Origin of the sequence: Gillisia marina, from assembly GCF_000258765.1 — a bacterium.
Classification (GTDB): domain Bacteria; phylum Bacteroidota; class Bacteroidia; order Flavobacteriales; family Flavobacteriaceae; genus Gillisia; species Gillisia marina.
Genome location: NZ_AJLT01000029.1, coordinates 1 through 15,974, shown reverse-complemented (window position 1 = coordinate 15,974; position 15,974 = coordinate 1). Strand labels below are relative to the sequence as shown.

Below are 15,974 nucleotides of genomic sequence, written 5' to 3'. Positions count from 1 at the left end.
AATTATAGATGTTTAAGATTTGGTAGAGGTTAAGACCTATAAGTAAGCTGTAAAAAAAATAAAGGCCAACGCCGCTGGTTCACATCTTTTAGAAAAACAGATTCTGCCTTCCCTAAATTTTTTAGTAGAAAATAAAATACCACCGGTATAAACAAGGTGGTAATTGCAATGGCCAATAATTTAGCCTGGATTAATGGTAAGGGAAAGAATCTGGGAGTGACTAGGAAGTAAAATAAACTTCCGGCAAAAGGCATCCACAAAGGATGAAAAATATAAGAAGCGCTTTTAATCAAGAACTTCATTAAATCTCTTTTCTCATTCGAGCTACTGGAATATCCAGTTGTTCTCTATATTTAGCTACAGTTCTTCTAGCAATAGGATATCCTTTCTCCAACAACAACTTAGCAAGTTTATCATCGGTTAAAGGCTTGCGCTTATCTTCCTCATCAATAGATATTTCCAAGATCTTTTTAATCTCTCTTGTAGAAACTTCTTCTCCTTGATCGTTCGTCATAGATTCAGAAAAGAATTCCTTTATCAATTTAGTACCATAAGGAGTATCCACATATTTGCTGTTTGCAACACGGGATACGGTAGAAACATCCATTCCAATTTCATCGGCAATGTCCTTTAAGATCATCGGGCGTAAATTACGCTCATCTCCACTCAGGAAGTATTCTTTTTGATAATTCATTATAGAATTCATGGTAACCATAAGAGTCTGTTGACGCTGCTTAATTGCGTCTATAAACCACTTTGCAGAGTCCAACTTCTGTTTTATAAACATAACCGCATCTTTCTGCGATTTAGTTTTTTCTTTAGCTTCCTTATAGCCCTTAAGCATATTGCTATAATCGTTGGAAATGTGCATTTCTGGAGCATTTCTACCATTTAAGGTTAGTTCCAGTTCTCCATCAACAATTTTAATGGCAAAATCTGGAATTACATGCTCTACCATCCTTAAATTTCCTGCAAAAGAGCCACCCGGTTTCGGATTTAAATGCTCGATAACATCAATAGCATTTCTTAATTCATCTTCAGAAATATCATGCTTTGCAAGTAATTTGTTGTAATGCTTTTTGCTGAAGTGATCAAAAGATTTATCGAGAAGGTCTGTTGCTAAAGAAACTTCTTTAGTAGATTCTTTACGTTTTAATTGAATCAATAAACATTCCTGAAGCGATCTAGCTCCAACTCCCGCAGGATCCAATTCCTGCACTTTTTTCAAAACCTTTTCAACAGATTCTTCATCGGTATAGACGTTCTGTGTAAAGGCAAGATCATCTACAATATCTTGTAAAGTCCTTCTTATATAACCACTTTCATCTACACTTCCCACTAGAAATTCTGCTATCTCTTTTTCCAATTCGGTTAGTCTAAACGTACTTAATTGGGTTTTTAGGTGTTGTGCGAAAGAAGTACCGGAAGCATAAGGCACATGCTTATCTTCATCGTCTGCGCTATAGTTATTTGCTTGAAGTCTGTAATTTGGGATTTCATCGTCACTTAGATAATCGTCTACATTAATGTCGGCGTCTATCGTGTCGTTATCGTCATTATCATATTCGTCATTAGAAAACTCATCGTCAAACTCCGCATCTAGGTCTTCTTTTCCATCTTCCAGCGCAGGATTTTCTTCCAATTCCTGTTTAATACGCTGCTCGAAAGCCTGCGTAGGCAATTGGATAAGCTTCATCAACTGAATTTGTTGAGGGGAGAGCTTTTGAGATAATTTAAAATTTAATTGCTGCTTTAGCATAGGTATTAAATTGCGCTTAATACAAAAATAAGCAAAAAGCATGCTATTGCCGCTTTGGCATCCACTTTGGTTTCGTAAATTTTTGTTAAGAATGCTTGTTTGGAAGCTAACTTACTGCTTTCCTGAATTTTGAAGGAAATTCTAAATATAATTTAAGCAGCGTTTTGTGTATTGGGTGATAAAACTCCAAACCTATTGCGGCTAAATAAAGTCCTTTTTTGCTGAAGGGATTCTCGCCAGAACCATATAATTTATCTCCAACAATTGGGAAACCGGAAGAGGCTAGATGAACCCTTATTTGATGGGTTCTACCCGTTTTTGGAGCAACTTCTACTAAAGAGAATATGAATGCTTTATGTTGAAAAGACTTTAGTTTTTTATACGTTGTGGCGGCCTCTTTATCTTCGATTTTGGTATGAATTGAATCTTCCAAGGGAGTCTCACCGGTAACCAAAGCCAAATATGTTTTTTGAATCTTTTTATCTTCAAAATCTTGATGCAATTTTAACTGCGCCGACTTGGTTTTTGCTACGATTAAAAGACCGCTTGTAGGATTGTCGAGTCTGTGAACAGGAATAGGGTAGGGCAGAGCATCAGGAAGCGTTGAAGGCTCTAAATTGAAGGGGAGCGCCTGTTCTATTGTCTTAAAATAATTGCCGCTTGTAGGATACCCTGCGGGTTTATTGATCACGGCTAAGTGGTCATCTTCAAAAATTACTTCCAGTTTTAGTTGAAATACTTTTAATTGCTTTTCATCCTTTTGAATATAATCTATTCGCTGATGTTCTTCTATCCAATCTGAAGTTTCAGCAATTTTTCCGTTTAGCCGTATTTGCTCTTTTTTAATTGCCTTTTTTAAGCCGCTTTTGGAAGGAAGCATTTTAAAAATTCCAACCGCGTATTCCTGCAATCGTACTTTTGTATCGATTGCAGGAACAATATGCGATTCGATTATTTCCAATTAATTGAATTTAAAATTCTGCGTTTTGAGGGGTTCTTGGGAAAGGAATTACATCTCTAATATTAGTCATTCCGGTTACAAACAGCACCAGTCTTTCGAAACCTAATCCAAATCCACTATGCACACAAGTTCCAAATTTACGAGTATCTAAATACCACCAAAGTTCTTTCTCGTCGATATCTAATGCTTTCATCTTCTCTTTAAGAACATCTAAGCGTTCTTCTCTTTGAGACCCTCCAACAATTTCTCCAATTCCCGGAAATAGAATATCCATAGCTCTTACAGTTTTTCCATCTTCGTTAAGACGCATGTAAAAAGCTTTGATATTAGCAGGATAATCAAAAAGAATTACCGGACATTTAAAGTGTTTTTCAACTAAAAAGCGTTCGTGTTCACTTTGAAGATCTGCACCCCATTCTTCGATTGGGTATTGAAATTTTTTCTTTTTATTAGGCTTGGAATTCTTCAAAATATCGATCGCTTCCGTATAACTCACTCTCTTAAAGTTGTTTTCGGTTACAAATTTTAATTTCTCGAGTAAGTCCAGTTCACTACGTTCTGCAGCTGGCTTGGTTTTTTCGTCGTCCTTCAATCTGTTTTCAAGAAATTCCAGATCATCCTTACAATTCTCTAGCACGTAAGAAACCACATATTTTATAAAATCTTCTGCTAGATCCATGTTTCCATCAAGGTCACAAAAAGCCACTTCCGGCTCTATCATCCAGAATTCTGCCAAGTGTCTTGAAGTATTAGAGTTTTCGGCTCTAAAGGTTGGTCCAAAAGTATACACTTGGCCAAGACCCATAGCGTAAGCTTCTGCTTCTAACTGTCCGGAAACTGTAAGATTGGTCTCTTTTCCGAAGAAATCTTCCTTATAATTTATATTCCCTTTTTCGTCTCTTTCAGGATTGTTTAAATCCATTCCTGTTACCTTAAACATCTCTCCGGCACCTTCGGCATCACTTCCGGTAATTATTGGAGTATTCACATAATGGAAATTATTCTGCTGAAAATAACTATGCACAGCAAAAGACAGCTTGCTACGCACACGCATTACGGCCCCAAATGTATTGGTACGAATCCTTAGATGAGCTTGCTCCCGCAATTTTTCCAGGCTATGTTTTTTAGGAGATAAGATGGTTAGCTTCACCTCTTCCGGATTGGCATCTCCAAGTATTTCAATTGAAGTTACATCAACTTCAACACTTTGCTGACTTCCTAAACTTTCCTTTAAAGTTCCTTTAACCTTTATTGCAGCCCCTACAGTAATTCTTTTTAGAATATCTTCTGAAGTGTTTTCAAAATCTATAACACATTGTAAATTATTAATGGTAGAACCATCATTTACAGCAATAAATCTATTACTTCTAAAAGATCGTACCCATCCTTTAACTTCAACTTCCTGTAAGAATTTATCGCTGTTCAATAAATCAGCAATTTTTGCTTTTATCATTTTACTTATATTTTATAGGGATTCAAAGATAAATTTTCCTTGTTAGCTTAACAACAACCCCATTTTATTTTAATTCCTCATTGAAAAAACAATTTCCTCCGAGGATTGTCTCAATTATCAAATTAAATTATACCTCGCGGCGTGACTTTTTGTTCTTAATTTTGTTTTCTTCTTCATCTAGCAAAACATCGTCTTCATTTACAATAATTTGCATAGCAGGTTTCTTTAAAACCTTTTTATTGGCAATGCTTTTCTCTAAAGAGAGCAATAAAGATGGAAGTAGTAAAAGGTTCGCTGACATTGCGAAAAGCAAGGTTGCAGAAACCAAACCACCTAGCGCCACAGTTCCGCCAAAACTACTAATCATAAACACTGAAAACCCAAAAAACAGGACAATAGACGTATAGAACATACTTACGGTAGTTTCCCGTAAAGCTGCATATACCGAGCGTTTAATTTTCCAGTTATTCGCTTTTAATTCCTGCCTGTATTTTGCCAGAAAATGTATAGTGTCGTCTACAGAAATTCCGAAGGCAATACTAAACACTAAGATCGTAGATGGTTTAATTGGAACTCCTAAAAAGCCCATCATTCCTGCGGTTACAATTAATGGTAATAAGTTTGGTATTAGCGAGATGAGGATCATTCTAAACGATCTAAACATCCAAGCCATTAACAAAGCGATTAGCAAGATTGCCAATGAAAGCGAAATAACAAGGTTTTTCACCAAATAGGTTGTTCCTTTTTGAAATATCAAGGCTTTCCCTGTTAACGAAATATCGAATCTATCTGGAGGAAATATTTTATTGATCTGGGGCCATAAACCTGCTTCAATTCGTTCCATTTCTTCCGTGCCAATATCCTTCATAAAGGTGGTCATCCTGGCATACTGCCCTGTGGTATCCACATAAGCATTTAGCAGGTTTCCTTCAGAAGCGATTCCTTTTAAATAGGGTGCAATAAAGTTTTGTTCCTGAGAAGTGGGTAATTGGTAATACTTCGGATTTCCATTATAATAAGCTTGCTTAGAATATTTGGCGAGCCTTACTACAGAAAGTGGAGAAGATAACTCCGGCACCTCATTTATAGTATTCTCCAAATTTTCCATTTTCTTTAGCGTGGAAAGTTTTAGTGCGCCTTTAGGCTTTTTAGTGTCTATCAAAATTTCCAAAGGCATTACACCATTGAATTCCTCTTCAAAAAACTCGATATCTTTAAAGAAAGCTGCTTCCTGTGGCATATCCTCCAGTAAACTACCGGAAACTTTAATGGTATAAATTCCTATAATACTCAGTACTAATAACGAAATAGACCCAATATAGATAGCGATTCTATGATCGCGCACCATACGTTCCACCCAATCTACAAATCCGCCGATCCATTTTTTGTTAAGATGTTTAAGGTGTTTATCTTTTGGTAGCGCCATGTAGCTATAGATAATCGGGATAATTACTAAGCTTAAAATAAATATGGCGATGATATTAATGGAAGCCACAATACCAAATTCCTTTAAAAGTTTACTGTCTGTAAGGATGAAAGTTGCAAATCCGGATGCTGTTGTAAGGTTGGTTAGTAAAGTTGCATTCCCGACCTTGGTAATAACACGCTGCAAGGATTTCGCCTGATTCCCGTGGTTTTTGATTTCCTGCTGATATTTATTTATCAAGAAAATACAATTGGGGACTCCAATTACAATGATAAGTGGAGGGATTAATGCCGTAAGCACGGTAATTTCATAATGTAATAAACCAATGACTCCAAAAGCCCACATAACACCAATAAGCACCGTGATCATGGAGATTACAGTTGCTCTTATGGATCTAAAGAAAAAGAAAAATATCAATGAGGTAACCAATAATGCTCCCCCAATAAATAAGCCTATTTCATCGATAATGTTTTGCGAGTTCAAGGTTCGTATGTAGGGCATCCCAGATACATACACGTTGATGTTGTTGTCTTTCTCGAATTTTTTGATGAGCGGACCTAATACATCGATAACAAAGATTTTTCTCTCTTGGGAGTTTACAATCTCTTCTTTAATATAAAGCGCCGTCTGTATGGTATTGGTATTATTGCTGTATACCAGATTGTCATAGAAAGGCAGCTTATTAAAAATCTCATCTTTGTACCCTGCAACTTGTGTGCTATCCCATTTCTCTTCTTGGAGTAATGGTACCATCTCGAACCTATTAGGATCGTTAAATTTTTGTAATTTCTTTAAATTGCCTAGCGAAATTACATTCTCTATTTCGGGATAAGTTTGTAGTTTTTCTGAAAGCTTATTCCAGGCAGTAAATTTTTCAGGAGTAAAAAGTGTGGAATCATTGACCGCTAAAACTATTAAATTCCCTTCCTCCCCAAATTTATCTAGGAAATTATTGTAGGTGATATTGATCTCATGATCGTCTGGTAATAGGTTTGCCTCAGTATAAGAAAATCGCATATTCTGCCATTGAGAAGCAAGAAATATGGTAATACCGATAATTATGGCAATAATAACAACTCGATTCCGAAGAATCACTCGAGCGATAGAATTCCAAAATCCAAAACTAAAAATTTTTGACATGCCTGTTTTTTAAGCGCGGGCAAAGTTAAGAAAAGCCGCTGTATTAATCCCTCATTGAATGTTTAATTCCCTGTTGCTTCTCTCTAAGGCTTTAGATTTAATTTTAAGTAAGGCGATTTACTTGCTAAATCTTAAGCTTCAAGGTGAATTTAAATGAGAAATTCTCTTTAAAAGTCGGCAAATGATAAGCTCCATACCTGTACGCGAAACTAAGTCCGAAGCCACCAAGCAATTTATTGATTTCTAAACCAGCTTCAGAAAACCCGTGTTTTAGGGAGTTGAATTCTATATTCTGATGTGCTTCAATATCGTCAAAGTTTCCAATTACAAATCTATTGAGCAACGCAAGTTCGGGCTTGTAGGTGTCTGTTATTCGAATGGGACTAAACTGATGCCTTATATGCAATGCGGCTTGACGATCGCTAAAAAATTCATTGAAATACATCGTTTCAAAACTGATTTTTCCGGCGATGGAGAATCTATTAAAAATTTCAGCCTTATTGGGGTTGTTTGGGAAGGCATGAAAAGCGTGAGTTAAAGGCACATCTCCAAAAGCATAATTTCCCTCTAGCGTAAATTGGGTGTTCGAAAGATCCAACCTGTTTACCTGATATTCTACTTTTAATCCAACTTTGGTGAAATCGAAATCGCCACCTAAAATATTCGAAAAACTTTTTGATACTTGCCCGGTAAATTGCGGATACCCTTTATTGATGATCTGGTTGCTTTCCGGGGTGTTTAAAAAGGTGCTAAAAGGGCGATATAGGAAACCTAGGGTTGCCTCAGAAATGGTGTAATCTGTAAATAATTCATTATTATTTATAAAACCGTAGTCGCCTATTTGAGTAATATCACTTCTATTAATCACCCATTCTGTTTCTAATTTTGGAGTGAATCTATGAGTCAAGCCAGCTTGTAACGCTTGATATTTATAGTAGAAACTAATATTTACAAATCGGGGTTCTAAAATCGAGAAATCATTGATGCCTTTTAAGTATTTATAGCTTCCAACTTCACGAATGTCATCGCTGTATTTTATATCCAGCCAAGTATCTGTTCGCTTTCTTAACAAAGTTCCGGCGCCAATTCCGTATTTGAATTTCGCATCTTTAAAACCGTAAACAAGATACCCGTGCAGTCTTATTTTTTCAGAAAAACTGGCATTGGTGTTACCTCCGGCTCCTAAACGAATTCCTTCGTAATTATTGTATTTAAAAAACTTGCTGATATCAAAATCCCAAAAACCGGCAGGAATACGCCCGTTGGAAATGGCTTTTTTTACTCGAATCTTTCGCTCGATATCTCCGGATCTAATTAGGCTGTCTACTTTTTTGGAAGTAAGCTCATCTTTTATAGTAAATGGAATTTTTCGATTGGCTTCCCAGTAATTAACTGACTTTTCACTAGCATCCTGTAAAACATTTATGGCTGCAGCATATTTGGGAGGGACTTCATCTTTATTAAACTGAACCTCATAATTAACGCTTGTAGATTCCAAAAATAAATCGGGAGCTACTTCCCCAGATTTAATTATGGTATTCATTACAGATTTTTTGCGTTGCACGGTTCCAAGGGAAATACTTCCTCCAAAAACTGAAATATCTTTACCTCCTGTGCCGGGTTTTAAGGTGATATTTTGATCGCTTGGAAACCATAAATCTTGATTGCTATAATACTTATAGTTGTGGTTCACTGTCAGTTTTACAGCTCCCAACAGTTGCGCAGTTGCTTTTTGAATGGCAAAGCTTGTTGTGTCCAGATATAAAACACCTTCTAGTCCGGCAACTTTTTTCTCCCTTTTGGGTTTAAAATATATCATATAAGAAGGCCTGCCCTCAATTGTTGTAGTGTCTAAAATTTTAAAAGAATAATTCCTGAATGTACCTTTGCAAGTGGTCCTGCATAGTCGGTATCAAAAAGTTGATAATCTTTTTTGTACAGGGAAAGAGGCTCTGCTTTTAATGCCAGCACATCATAAACAGGCTTGTTAAAACCTGCTGTTTTAATTCCTGCTACAAGTTCTTTGCGTTCGTTTGGCTTGTTAAAATAATGAATCGCAGTTTTTTCTGAAAGATAAGCACGACCTTTATTGATGATCGTTCTAATTTCAATATTAGAAGTGTCAGATTCAGATAGAATTCCAGAGGATTCATTATCTATTATGAACTTATTATAGCTTTTGTAGTTGAAGCTATTCAAAGCTTTTTCCGGGTCGTTTCGATCTTTGTTTTCAATAGCCTTCCGAACAATTTTATCTGCAGGGTTTTCTTCAGAATAAAGCATCACAGCTGAAAGATCTTCTGTAAAAGGCTCTAATCTTATAAGGTAGAAATCTGAAAAATTGGTAACTGTTATTTTTTTTTCGGTAAAGCCGATATAAGAAACGGAAATTATAGAATCTTGTGGCTTCAGTTGTAAGCTGAAGCTTCCATCTATATTTGTAAGAATTTGTTTTTTCTCTGAAACCTTTACACTTGCATATGCTAAAGGGGTGGCATTTTCTGCACTTATTACCTTCCCATTTAAAGTGTTTTGACCAATAAGGTTTGCACATGAAATAATAAATAAAGCTAGGGTGAAAAGTATTCGCATAAATCTATTGATTCCTCTGGATTGCTGACAAAAAAATCGGCTTTAAAAATAGTTATAATAGCTAGGTGAAGCCAAATATAATATTCTAAAGCCGATTTGAATATATTTTAAGACGATCTTAGGTTTAGATGGTCATAATCTCTTTTTCTTTAAACTCAAAAATCGCATCTACTTTTTTAATGTACGTATCTGTAAGGGTCTGAATGTTTTCTTCAGCAATTTTAGTTTCGTCTTCAGAGATCTCTAATTTTTTGATGTCGTTATTAGCAACTTTTCTGTCGTTTCTAATTCCAATCTTAGCATCTTCAGCTTCAGCCTTTGCTTGCTTTGCTAATTCTTTACGTCGCTCTTCAGTTAAAGGCGGAACGCTTATAATAACACTTTCACCATTATTCATAGGGTTAAAACCAAGATTGGCATACATAATTCCTTTTTCAATGTTCGGGATCATGCTTTTCTCGTATGGTTGTATTGTAAGAGTTCTAGCATCTGGCGTATTGATGTTCGCAACTTGCGCCAATGGCGTCATGCTACCATAATAATCTACCATAACGCTTCCAAGCATTCCAGGGGATGCTTTCCCGGCGCGAATATTAAGCAATTGTTTTTCCAAATGCTTAATGGCGTTGTGCATATTCTCTTCTGTACTCTCTAGAATAAATTTTAAATCTTCGTTCATATTATTAAAACTTTAATGCCTCAATGTGTTTAGTTTTTCCGTTCCTTCCAAATAAATATCAGGATGTCTCAATTTTAAACTTATAAATTTACTTTAGTTCCAATATTCTCACCGGTAACCACCTTTAGTAAATTCCCTTTATTGTTCATATCAAATACAATAATTGGTAATTCATTTTCCTGGCTAAGGGTAAATGCCGTTGTATCCATCACCTTTAAGCCTTTGCTAATTACATCATCGAAGGTGATAAAATCGAATTTTGTCGCTTCTTTATCTTTTTCAGGGTCTGCGGTGTAAATACCATCTACTCGGGTTCCTTTCAAGATCACATCTGCATGGATCTCGATCGCCCTAAGCACGGCAGCAGAATCTGTTGTAAAATATGGATTTCCTGTACCTCCACCAAAAATTACAACACGCCCTTTTTCCAAGTGACGAATTGCTCTTCTTCTAATAAAAGGCTCTGCAACTTCATTTATTTGGATAGCCGATTGTAATCTTGTTTGTATTCCTGCATCTTCTAGAGATCCTTGAAGTGCGAGTCCATTAATAACAGTTGCAAGCATTCCCATATGGTCTCCTTGAACTCTGTCCATTCCTTTGCTTGCTCCGGCCACACCTCTAAAGATATTTCCTCCTCCAATAACAATTGCTACCTCCACACCTTTGGCTACCACAGTTTTTATTTCCTTTGCATATTCTGCCAAACGGTCAGGATCTATCCCGTACTGTCTGTCGCCCATTAATGCTTCGCCTGATAATTTAAGAAGAATTCTTTTGTAGTGCATATCCTTTTTGTAGTTGAATGCTGCAAATATAGACAATATCTTAAATTGAAAGGAATCTCTAACGTCCTATTATATTTAAGCTTTAATTTTTAAGATAATTTTAGGTTTGTGGTCTTGCTGAAGCCTATTTCAAGAGGTTTTTGACTGATTTAGTTGTAAAAATGACACACACGAAAATGGCTGGGTTTTTGTTATATTTGAAATGTAAAACACATCAAATAAAAAAGAAATGATTGGATATTATATAATTGCCGGACTCATATTTATAGTGAGTTTATATGTAAGCAACAAGTTAAAGAGCAAGTTCAAAAAATACTCGAAAGTCCATCTTCAAAATGGAATGAGCGGAAAGGAGATTGCTGAAAAAATGCTTTATGATAATGGGATCTCAGATGTGAAAGTAATTTCCACTCCCGGAATGTTATCAGATCATTACAACCCACAAAAGAAAACCGTGAATTTAAGTGAAGGTGTTTATACGCAACGAAATGCCGCTGCAGCAGCTGTAGCAGCTCACGAATGTGGTCATGCCGTGCAACATGCGCAGGCATATAGCTGGTTGGGAATGCGTAGTCAGCTCGTTCCGGTTGTGAGTGTAGCATCTAAGCTTTCTACTTGGGTAATTATGGGAGGTTTGGTTTTAATGGCAACTACTGCTTTGGGAAGCACTGTTTTATTGGTGGGAATCATTCTTTTTGGAATGGGAACATTATTTAGTTTTGTAACCTTACCGGTGGAATATGATGCTAGTAAAAGAGCTTTAGTGTGGTTGGAAAATGAAAACATGTTAACCGCAGCGGAACACGATGCAGCAGAAGATTCCTTAAAATGGGCCGCTAGAACTTATGTGGTAGCAGCTATTGGATCGCTAGCAACCTTGCTTTACTTTGTGAGTATTTACTTAGGAAGGGATTAAAAAAATAGCTATCCTGTCCCGAAAGTTTTCGGAGATATTTCAGGATTTAAAATTAAACTAAAAGAGGCGTTGTAAACTACAACGCCTCTTTTAGTTTAATTTTTTTGTCCATAAAGTATACTAAACTGAAAATGGCCGTAACTCTGTCCCGATACTTCGGGAGTTTCAGAATCTGATTACAATGTAAATCAATAAAGTATTAAGACCCTGAAATAAATTTAGGGTGACGAAATTACTATTAGAACAAGAAACGGATATTCAACATTTTAAAGGAACTACACTTTAATCTGCCTTTTAATTTGCTGATCCAACGATATAAATGTTTCTGTTCTAGAGACACCATCTATAGCTTGAATGTCTTTGTTGAGAACGCCCATTAGATGTTCATTATCTCTACAAAGAATCTTTAAAAAGATAGACCAATTTCCTGTGGTATAGTGGCATTCCAAAACTTCAGGAATTTCACGTAGCCTTTTTACAGCTTGGGGATTACTTACGGCCTTATCTAAAAAAACACCCACAAATGCCAAGGTTTTGTAACCTAAAACTCTTGGGTTGATCATGAGTTTGGAGCCTTCTATTAATCCGGCTTTTTCTAACTTTCTTAATCTTTGATGTATGGCAGCGCCACTTATTCCAATACTTCTAGCAATTTCCAGAATAGGTTTTCGCGCATCTTCCATAAGATAGTTAAGGATGGTCTTGTCTATACCATCTATAGTAACTTGGTCATCTACATATTTCATTTGGTTAGGTTGTTAAGTTTGGGGCTTAAAATTTACTGTTATTTTAATCAATTCCCAACTCCTCCAAACGGATTATAACCTAAATATTCTGTTTCCTTTTCCTTAAATACAATTCCGTGAGATTCTAACTCCTCTAATATTGGGGTGTAAACTTCTTTTGAAATTGGAATTTGAACTCCTGGAGTTGTTATTTTTTCATTCAAAATAGCTAGCGTTGCAATTGCAACCGGTAAACCTACTGTTTTTGCCATAGCGGTAGTAGTTTGATCTTCACCAATTAATACCATAGTAGAATCTATCTGCTTTTTCTCGCCATTAAGTTCGTATCCAAATTTATGATACATCACGATCATATCTTTATCATCTTCTGCAAGCGTCCATTTGTCTGATAATATTTTTTGAAGTGCTTGGGCCGGTGTTGCATTATCTAGACCTATTTTTTTATCCTTATTAAAAAGATCTAGCTCTACCAACTTCTCCCACATAATATCATCCTGATCTATTTTTAAATTATGTCGAAGCTTAAGCTCAACACTGTCTGTTGGAGAATAGGGAAGAAAAGAATTAATAAAATCTCTATAACTCATATTCATGGTGTCCTGCATAGTATAAGTGTCATCTGTTAAGCCTAGCTGAACAAACATATTCCAGGCTTTACTAAACCCAACTCTCCTTATAGTTCCTCTATATAAGGTAAGAATGTCTTCCAAACCGTAAATGCTTCGGTAGTCTAAGGAGTTTCTATTGGCATATCCTTCAAATTTACCATGGCCTTCTACTTGTAAAAATTCTGTTCTTCGGAATAAACGGTGATAAGGGATATACTTATATTTTCCTTCCTGAATAAATTCAGCTACGCCACCTTGTCCTGCTACCACCACATTTCTTGGATTCCAGGTAAATTTATAGTTCCATAGATTGGTGTCGCTTTCCGGAGCTACCAATCCACCGGTAAAAGATTCAAAAAGGATCATTTTTCCACCTTTATCACGAATACTGTCTATCACTTTCATGGCGCTCATGTGATCAATTCCTGGATCTACGCCAATCTCATTCATAAAGACCAAACCGTTTTCTTTTACTTCTTGATCTAATGCTTTCATCTCCTTGCTTACATAAGAAGCAGTGACTAGGGATTTCTTGTATTTAATACAATCTTTAGCTGCTTCTATATGAAATCTTGCAGGCAACATAGAAATCACGATATCGGCATCTTTTATTGCAGATTCCCGACTTTCTTTATTAAAAACATCCAATTCTATAGCCTTACATCTTTTGTGATTCTGGCTTAATTTTTTTTGCGTGTTCTATATCTAGATCTCCAATGGTAAGGAATAAATTTTCTGTTTCAGATTTATTAAGTAAGTAGGAAATTAATACCGAAGTAGACTTCCCGGCACCAATTATTAATATTTGTCGCATATTAAGTTTTCTTAATTAGTTTTGTAAAGTTAAAGGACGAATGTACTTAAATGTTTAGACTAATAAAATTATAGAATGGAGAGAAAATATTATATCGCGGGCTTTCTTTTTGGGCTTTTAGGAATAGTAATTGGCGCCTTTGGAACTCACGGATTAAAACCTGTATTATCTCCAGATTCCTTTATTTCATTGGAAATAGGAATAAAGTATCAAATTTATCATTCTCTATTGTTGCTGATATTAGGATTAACTATAACCACTGGGCAAAAATTTTCTAAAGGGATTTTTTATTTACTGGTTATAGGGATTGTTTTGTTTAGCGGATCTATTTATTTGTTGGCAACAAATGCCTTAACATCGTTCGATTTTAAGGTAATTGCATTGGCTACACCTTTGGGTGGCAGTTTATTGATTATAGCTTGGGCGTGGCTATTGGTTCATTTTATAAAGTTAAAAAAGAAATAAATTAGCACGTTTTTCCTAACAATCAATTTTAGTTTCTTTACTTTTGTATGCCTAAACAAACACACAACTTAAACTTTTATGTTGGCAAATAAGCAAACTACGAAATCGTTATCGTTAGAAAAATACGGAATTAACAACGCTACTGCTCACTATCAACTATCTCCAGAAGAATTACATCAAATAACTTTGGATAACAACCAAGGAGTTGAGTCTGCGACTGGTGCTTTAGCTGTTAATACAGGTGAATTTACCGGAAGATCACCAAAAGATCGCTTTTTGGTAAAAGATGAAGAGACCAAAGATAAAGTTTGGTGGGGAGATATTAATATTCCTTTTGAATCTGATAAATTTGATGCGCTTTATGACAAGGTTGTAGACTATCTTTCTGAAAAGGAAATTTACGTTCGTGATTCTTATGCATGTGCAGATGATAATTATCGTTTAAATATTCGTGTGATTAACGAATATCCATGGTCTAATTTATTTGCTTATAATATGTTTTTGAGACCAGAGGAATCTGAGCTTGAAAACTTTAAAGAAGATTGGATTGTAATTAATGCACCAGGTTTTAAAGCAGATCCTTCAGTAGATGGAACTCGACAAGCAAACTTTTCTATTTTGAATTTCTCAAAAAAGATCGCTTTAATTGGTGGTAGTGGATATACTGGAGAGATCAAAAAAGGAATTTTTTCAGCATTGAATTTTATTCTTCCAGTACATAAGAACACGCTTCCTATGCATTGTTCAGCAAACATAGGGAAAGATGGAGATACTGCTATCTTTTTTGGACTTTCGGGAACGGGAAAAACAACCTTATCTGCAGATCCAAAACGTAAACTTATTGGAGACGACGAGCACGGATGGACTAAGGAAAACACTATTTTCAATTTTGAAGGTGGATGCTACGCAAAAGTTATCAATCTTTCAGAAGAAAACGAACCAGATATATTTAAAGCAATTAAGCCGGGAGCAATCTTGGAAAATGTGATTTTGGATGCGGATGGACATGTGGAATTTGACAATACATCTATTACGCCTAATACACGTGTAAGTTATCCTATACACCATATTAACAATATTGCACAACCTTCTATAGGTGAAAATCCTAAAAACATATTTTTCTTAACTGCCGATGCTTTTGGTGTATTACCTCCAATTAGCAAACTTACTCCTGCCCAAGCTGCATATCACTTTATGAGTGGATATACTGCGAAAGTAGCAGGAACTGAGGCCGGAGTAGATGAACCACAACCAAACTTTTCTGCGTGTTTTGGAGCGCCTTTTATGCCCTTACATCCTGCAGAATATGCTGAAATGTTAAGCAAGAAGATGAAAGATGCTAACGTGAATGTATGGTTAGTAAACACTGGTTGGACCGGTGGAGCTTATGGTACTGGTAGCAGAATGAAGTTGAAATATACCAGAGCAATGATTGAAGCTGCATTGGATGGTAAATTAGAAAAAGTAGAATATACTCAGCATCCTATATTTGGTCTTAATATGCCGGTAGAGTGTGAGAATGTTCCTAGTGAGGTTTTGAACCCTAAGCAAACTTGGAGCGATAAAGAGTCTTACGATGCAAAAGCAATGGAACTTGCTAACTCATTCAAAAAGAATTTCATGAAAT

13 protein-coding genes and 1 pseudogene are annotated in these 15,974 nt (G+C 35.9%); 3 read left to right on the top strand and 11 right to left on the bottom strand.

Annotated features, from left to right (window positions below):
* Positions 1 to 29: 29 nt before the first annotated feature.
* From ON07_RS17130 to pyrH, 9 genes are all read right to left on the bottom strand, one after another.
* Positions 30 to 302, bottom strand: coding sequence for a hypothetical protein (locus ON07_RS17130; protein WP_237708892.1), 273 nt, complete (start codon positions 300 to 302; stop codon positions 30 to 32).
* Entirely contained in the window at positions 302 to 1,759 is a 1,458-nt protein-coding gene (gene rpoN / locus ON07_RS08865) for an RNA polymerase factor sigma-54 (protein WP_010230255.1), read from the bottom strand. Before rpoN ends, ON07_RS17130 begins: the two co-directional genes overlap by 1 nt.
* 106 nt (positions 1,760 to 1,865) lie before the next feature.
* Positions 1,866 to 2,720 (bottom strand): RluA family pseudouridine synthase, encoded by an 855-nt coding sequence (locus ON07_RS08860; RefSeq protein WP_010230253.1) that lies wholly within the window; start codon positions 2,718 to 2,720, stop codon positions 1,866 to 1,868.
* Positions 2,721 to 2,730: 10 nt separating this feature from the next.
* Positions 2,731 to 4,173 carry an asparagine--tRNA ligase gene (asnS, locus tag ON07_RS08855; RefSeq protein ID WP_010230251.1) on the bottom strand — a complete coding sequence of 481 codons (1,443 nt, stop codon included), beginning with the start codon at positions 4,171 to 4,173 and terminating at the stop codon, positions 2,731 to 2,733.
* 127 nt (positions 4,174 to 4,300) lie between these two features.
* The gene (locus tag ON07_RS08850) at positions 4,301 to 6,739 is read right to left on the bottom strand and encodes an efflux RND transporter permease subunit (RefSeq protein WP_010230249.1); all 2,439 of its coding nucleotides are present in this window, start codon (positions 6,737 to 6,739) and stop codon (positions 4,301 to 4,303) included.
* 124 nt (positions 6,740 to 6,863) lie between these two features.
* Positions 6,864 to 8,579, bottom strand: a complete 1,716-nt coding sequence (locus ON07_RS15035) for a DUF5686 family protein (protein ID WP_237708893.1) — start codon at positions 8,577 to 8,579, stop codon at positions 6,864 to 6,866.
* Positions 8,580 to 8,590: 11 nt separating this feature from the next.
* Positions 8,591 to 9,331, bottom strand: a complete 741-nt coding sequence (locus tag ON07_RS17125) for a carboxypeptidase-like regulatory domain-containing protein (RefSeq protein WP_050915876.1) — start codon at positions 9,329 to 9,331, stop codon at positions 8,591 to 8,593.
* Between the two features lie 124 nt (positions 9,332 to 9,455).
* Entirely contained in the window at positions 9,456 to 10,010 is a 555-nt protein-coding gene (gene frr, locus ON07_RS08840; protein WP_010230248.1) for a ribosome recycling factor, read from the bottom strand.
* 80 nt (positions 10,011 to 10,090) lie between these two features.
* Positions 10,091 to 10,798: a UMP kinase gene (gene pyrH / locus ON07_RS08835; RefSeq protein ID WP_010230246.1), complete on the bottom strand. Its 708-nt coding sequence runs from the start codon at positions 10,796 to 10,798 to the stop codon at positions 10,091 to 10,093.
* 229 nt (positions 10,799 to 11,027) lie between these two features.
* Here pyrH and ON07_RS08830 point away from each other — a divergent pair, with 229 nt between their 5' ends.
* Positions 11,028 to 11,714, top strand: coding sequence for a zinc metallopeptidase (locus ON07_RS08830; RefSeq protein ID WP_010230245.1), 687 nt, complete (start codon positions 11,028 to 11,030; stop codon positions 11,712 to 11,714).
* A gap of 275 nt (positions 11,715 to 11,989) precedes the next feature.
* Here ON07_RS08830 and ON07_RS08825 read toward each other — a convergent pair whose 3' ends face one another.
* On the bottom strand, positions 11,990 to 12,460 hold the full coding sequence (locus tag ON07_RS08825; RefSeq protein WP_010230243.1) for an Lrp/AsnC ligand binding domain-containing protein: 471 nt from the start codon (positions 12,458 to 12,460) through the stop codon (positions 11,990 to 11,992).
* Between the two features lie 47 nt (positions 12,461 to 12,507).
* Positions 12,508 to 13,882: pseudogene (locus ON07_RS15030) on the bottom strand (saccharopine dehydrogenase family protein).
* 75 nt (positions 13,883 to 13,957) lie between these two features.
* Here ON07_RS15030 and ON07_RS08815 point away from each other — a divergent pair.
* On the top strand, positions 13,958 to 14,347 hold the full coding sequence (locus tag ON07_RS08815) for a DUF423 domain-containing protein (RefSeq protein WP_010230241.1): 390 nt from the start codon (positions 13,958 to 13,960) through the stop codon (positions 14,345 to 14,347).
* Positions 14,348 to 14,425: 78 nt separating this feature from the next.
* On the top strand, positions 14,426 to 15,974 hold a 1,549-nt coding region (gene pckA, locus ON07_RS08810), incomplete at its 3' end, for a phosphoenolpyruvate carboxykinase (ATP) (protein ID WP_010230238.1).

Excerpts from the sequence above, each read along its gene's own strand:
- ON07_RS17130 (WP_237708892.1), bottom strand. The coding sequence starts at position 302 with ATGAAGTTCTTGATTAAAAGCGCTTCTTATATTTTTCATCCTTTGTGG.
- rpoN (WP_010230255.1), bottom strand. The coding sequence starts at position 1,759 with ATGCTAAAGCAGCAATTAAATTTTAAATTATCTCAAAAGCTCTCCCCT.
- asnS (WP_010230251.1), bottom strand. The coding sequence starts at position 4,173 with ATGATAAAAGCAAAAATTGCTGATTTATTGAACAGCGATAAATTCTTA.
- ON07_RS08850 (WP_010230249.1), bottom strand. The coding sequence starts at position 6,739 with ATGTCAAAAATTTTTAGTTTTGGATTTTGGAATTCTATCGCTCGAGTG.
- ON07_RS17125 (WP_050915876.1), bottom strand. The coding sequence starts at position 9,331 with ATGCGAATACTTTTCACCCTAGCTTTATTTATTATTTCATGTGCAAAC.
- frr (WP_010230248.1), bottom strand. The coding sequence starts at position 10,010 with ATGAACGAAGATTTAAAATTTATTCTAGAGAGTACAGAAGAGAATATG.
- pyrH (WP_010230246.1), bottom strand. The coding sequence starts at position 10,798 with ATGCACTACAAAAGAATTCTTCTTAAATTATCAGGCGAAGCATTAATG.
- ON07_RS08830 (WP_010230245.1), top strand. The coding sequence starts at position 11,028 with ATGATTGGATATTATATAATTGCCGGACTCATATTTATAGTGAGTTTA.
- ON07_RS08825 (WP_010230243.1), bottom strand. The coding sequence starts at position 12,460 with ATGAAATATGTAGATGACCAAGTTACTATAGATGGTATAGACAAGACC.
- ON07_RS08815 (WP_010230241.1), top strand. The coding sequence starts at position 13,958 with ATGGAGAGAAAATATTATATCGCGGGCTTTCTTTTTGGGCTTTTAGGA.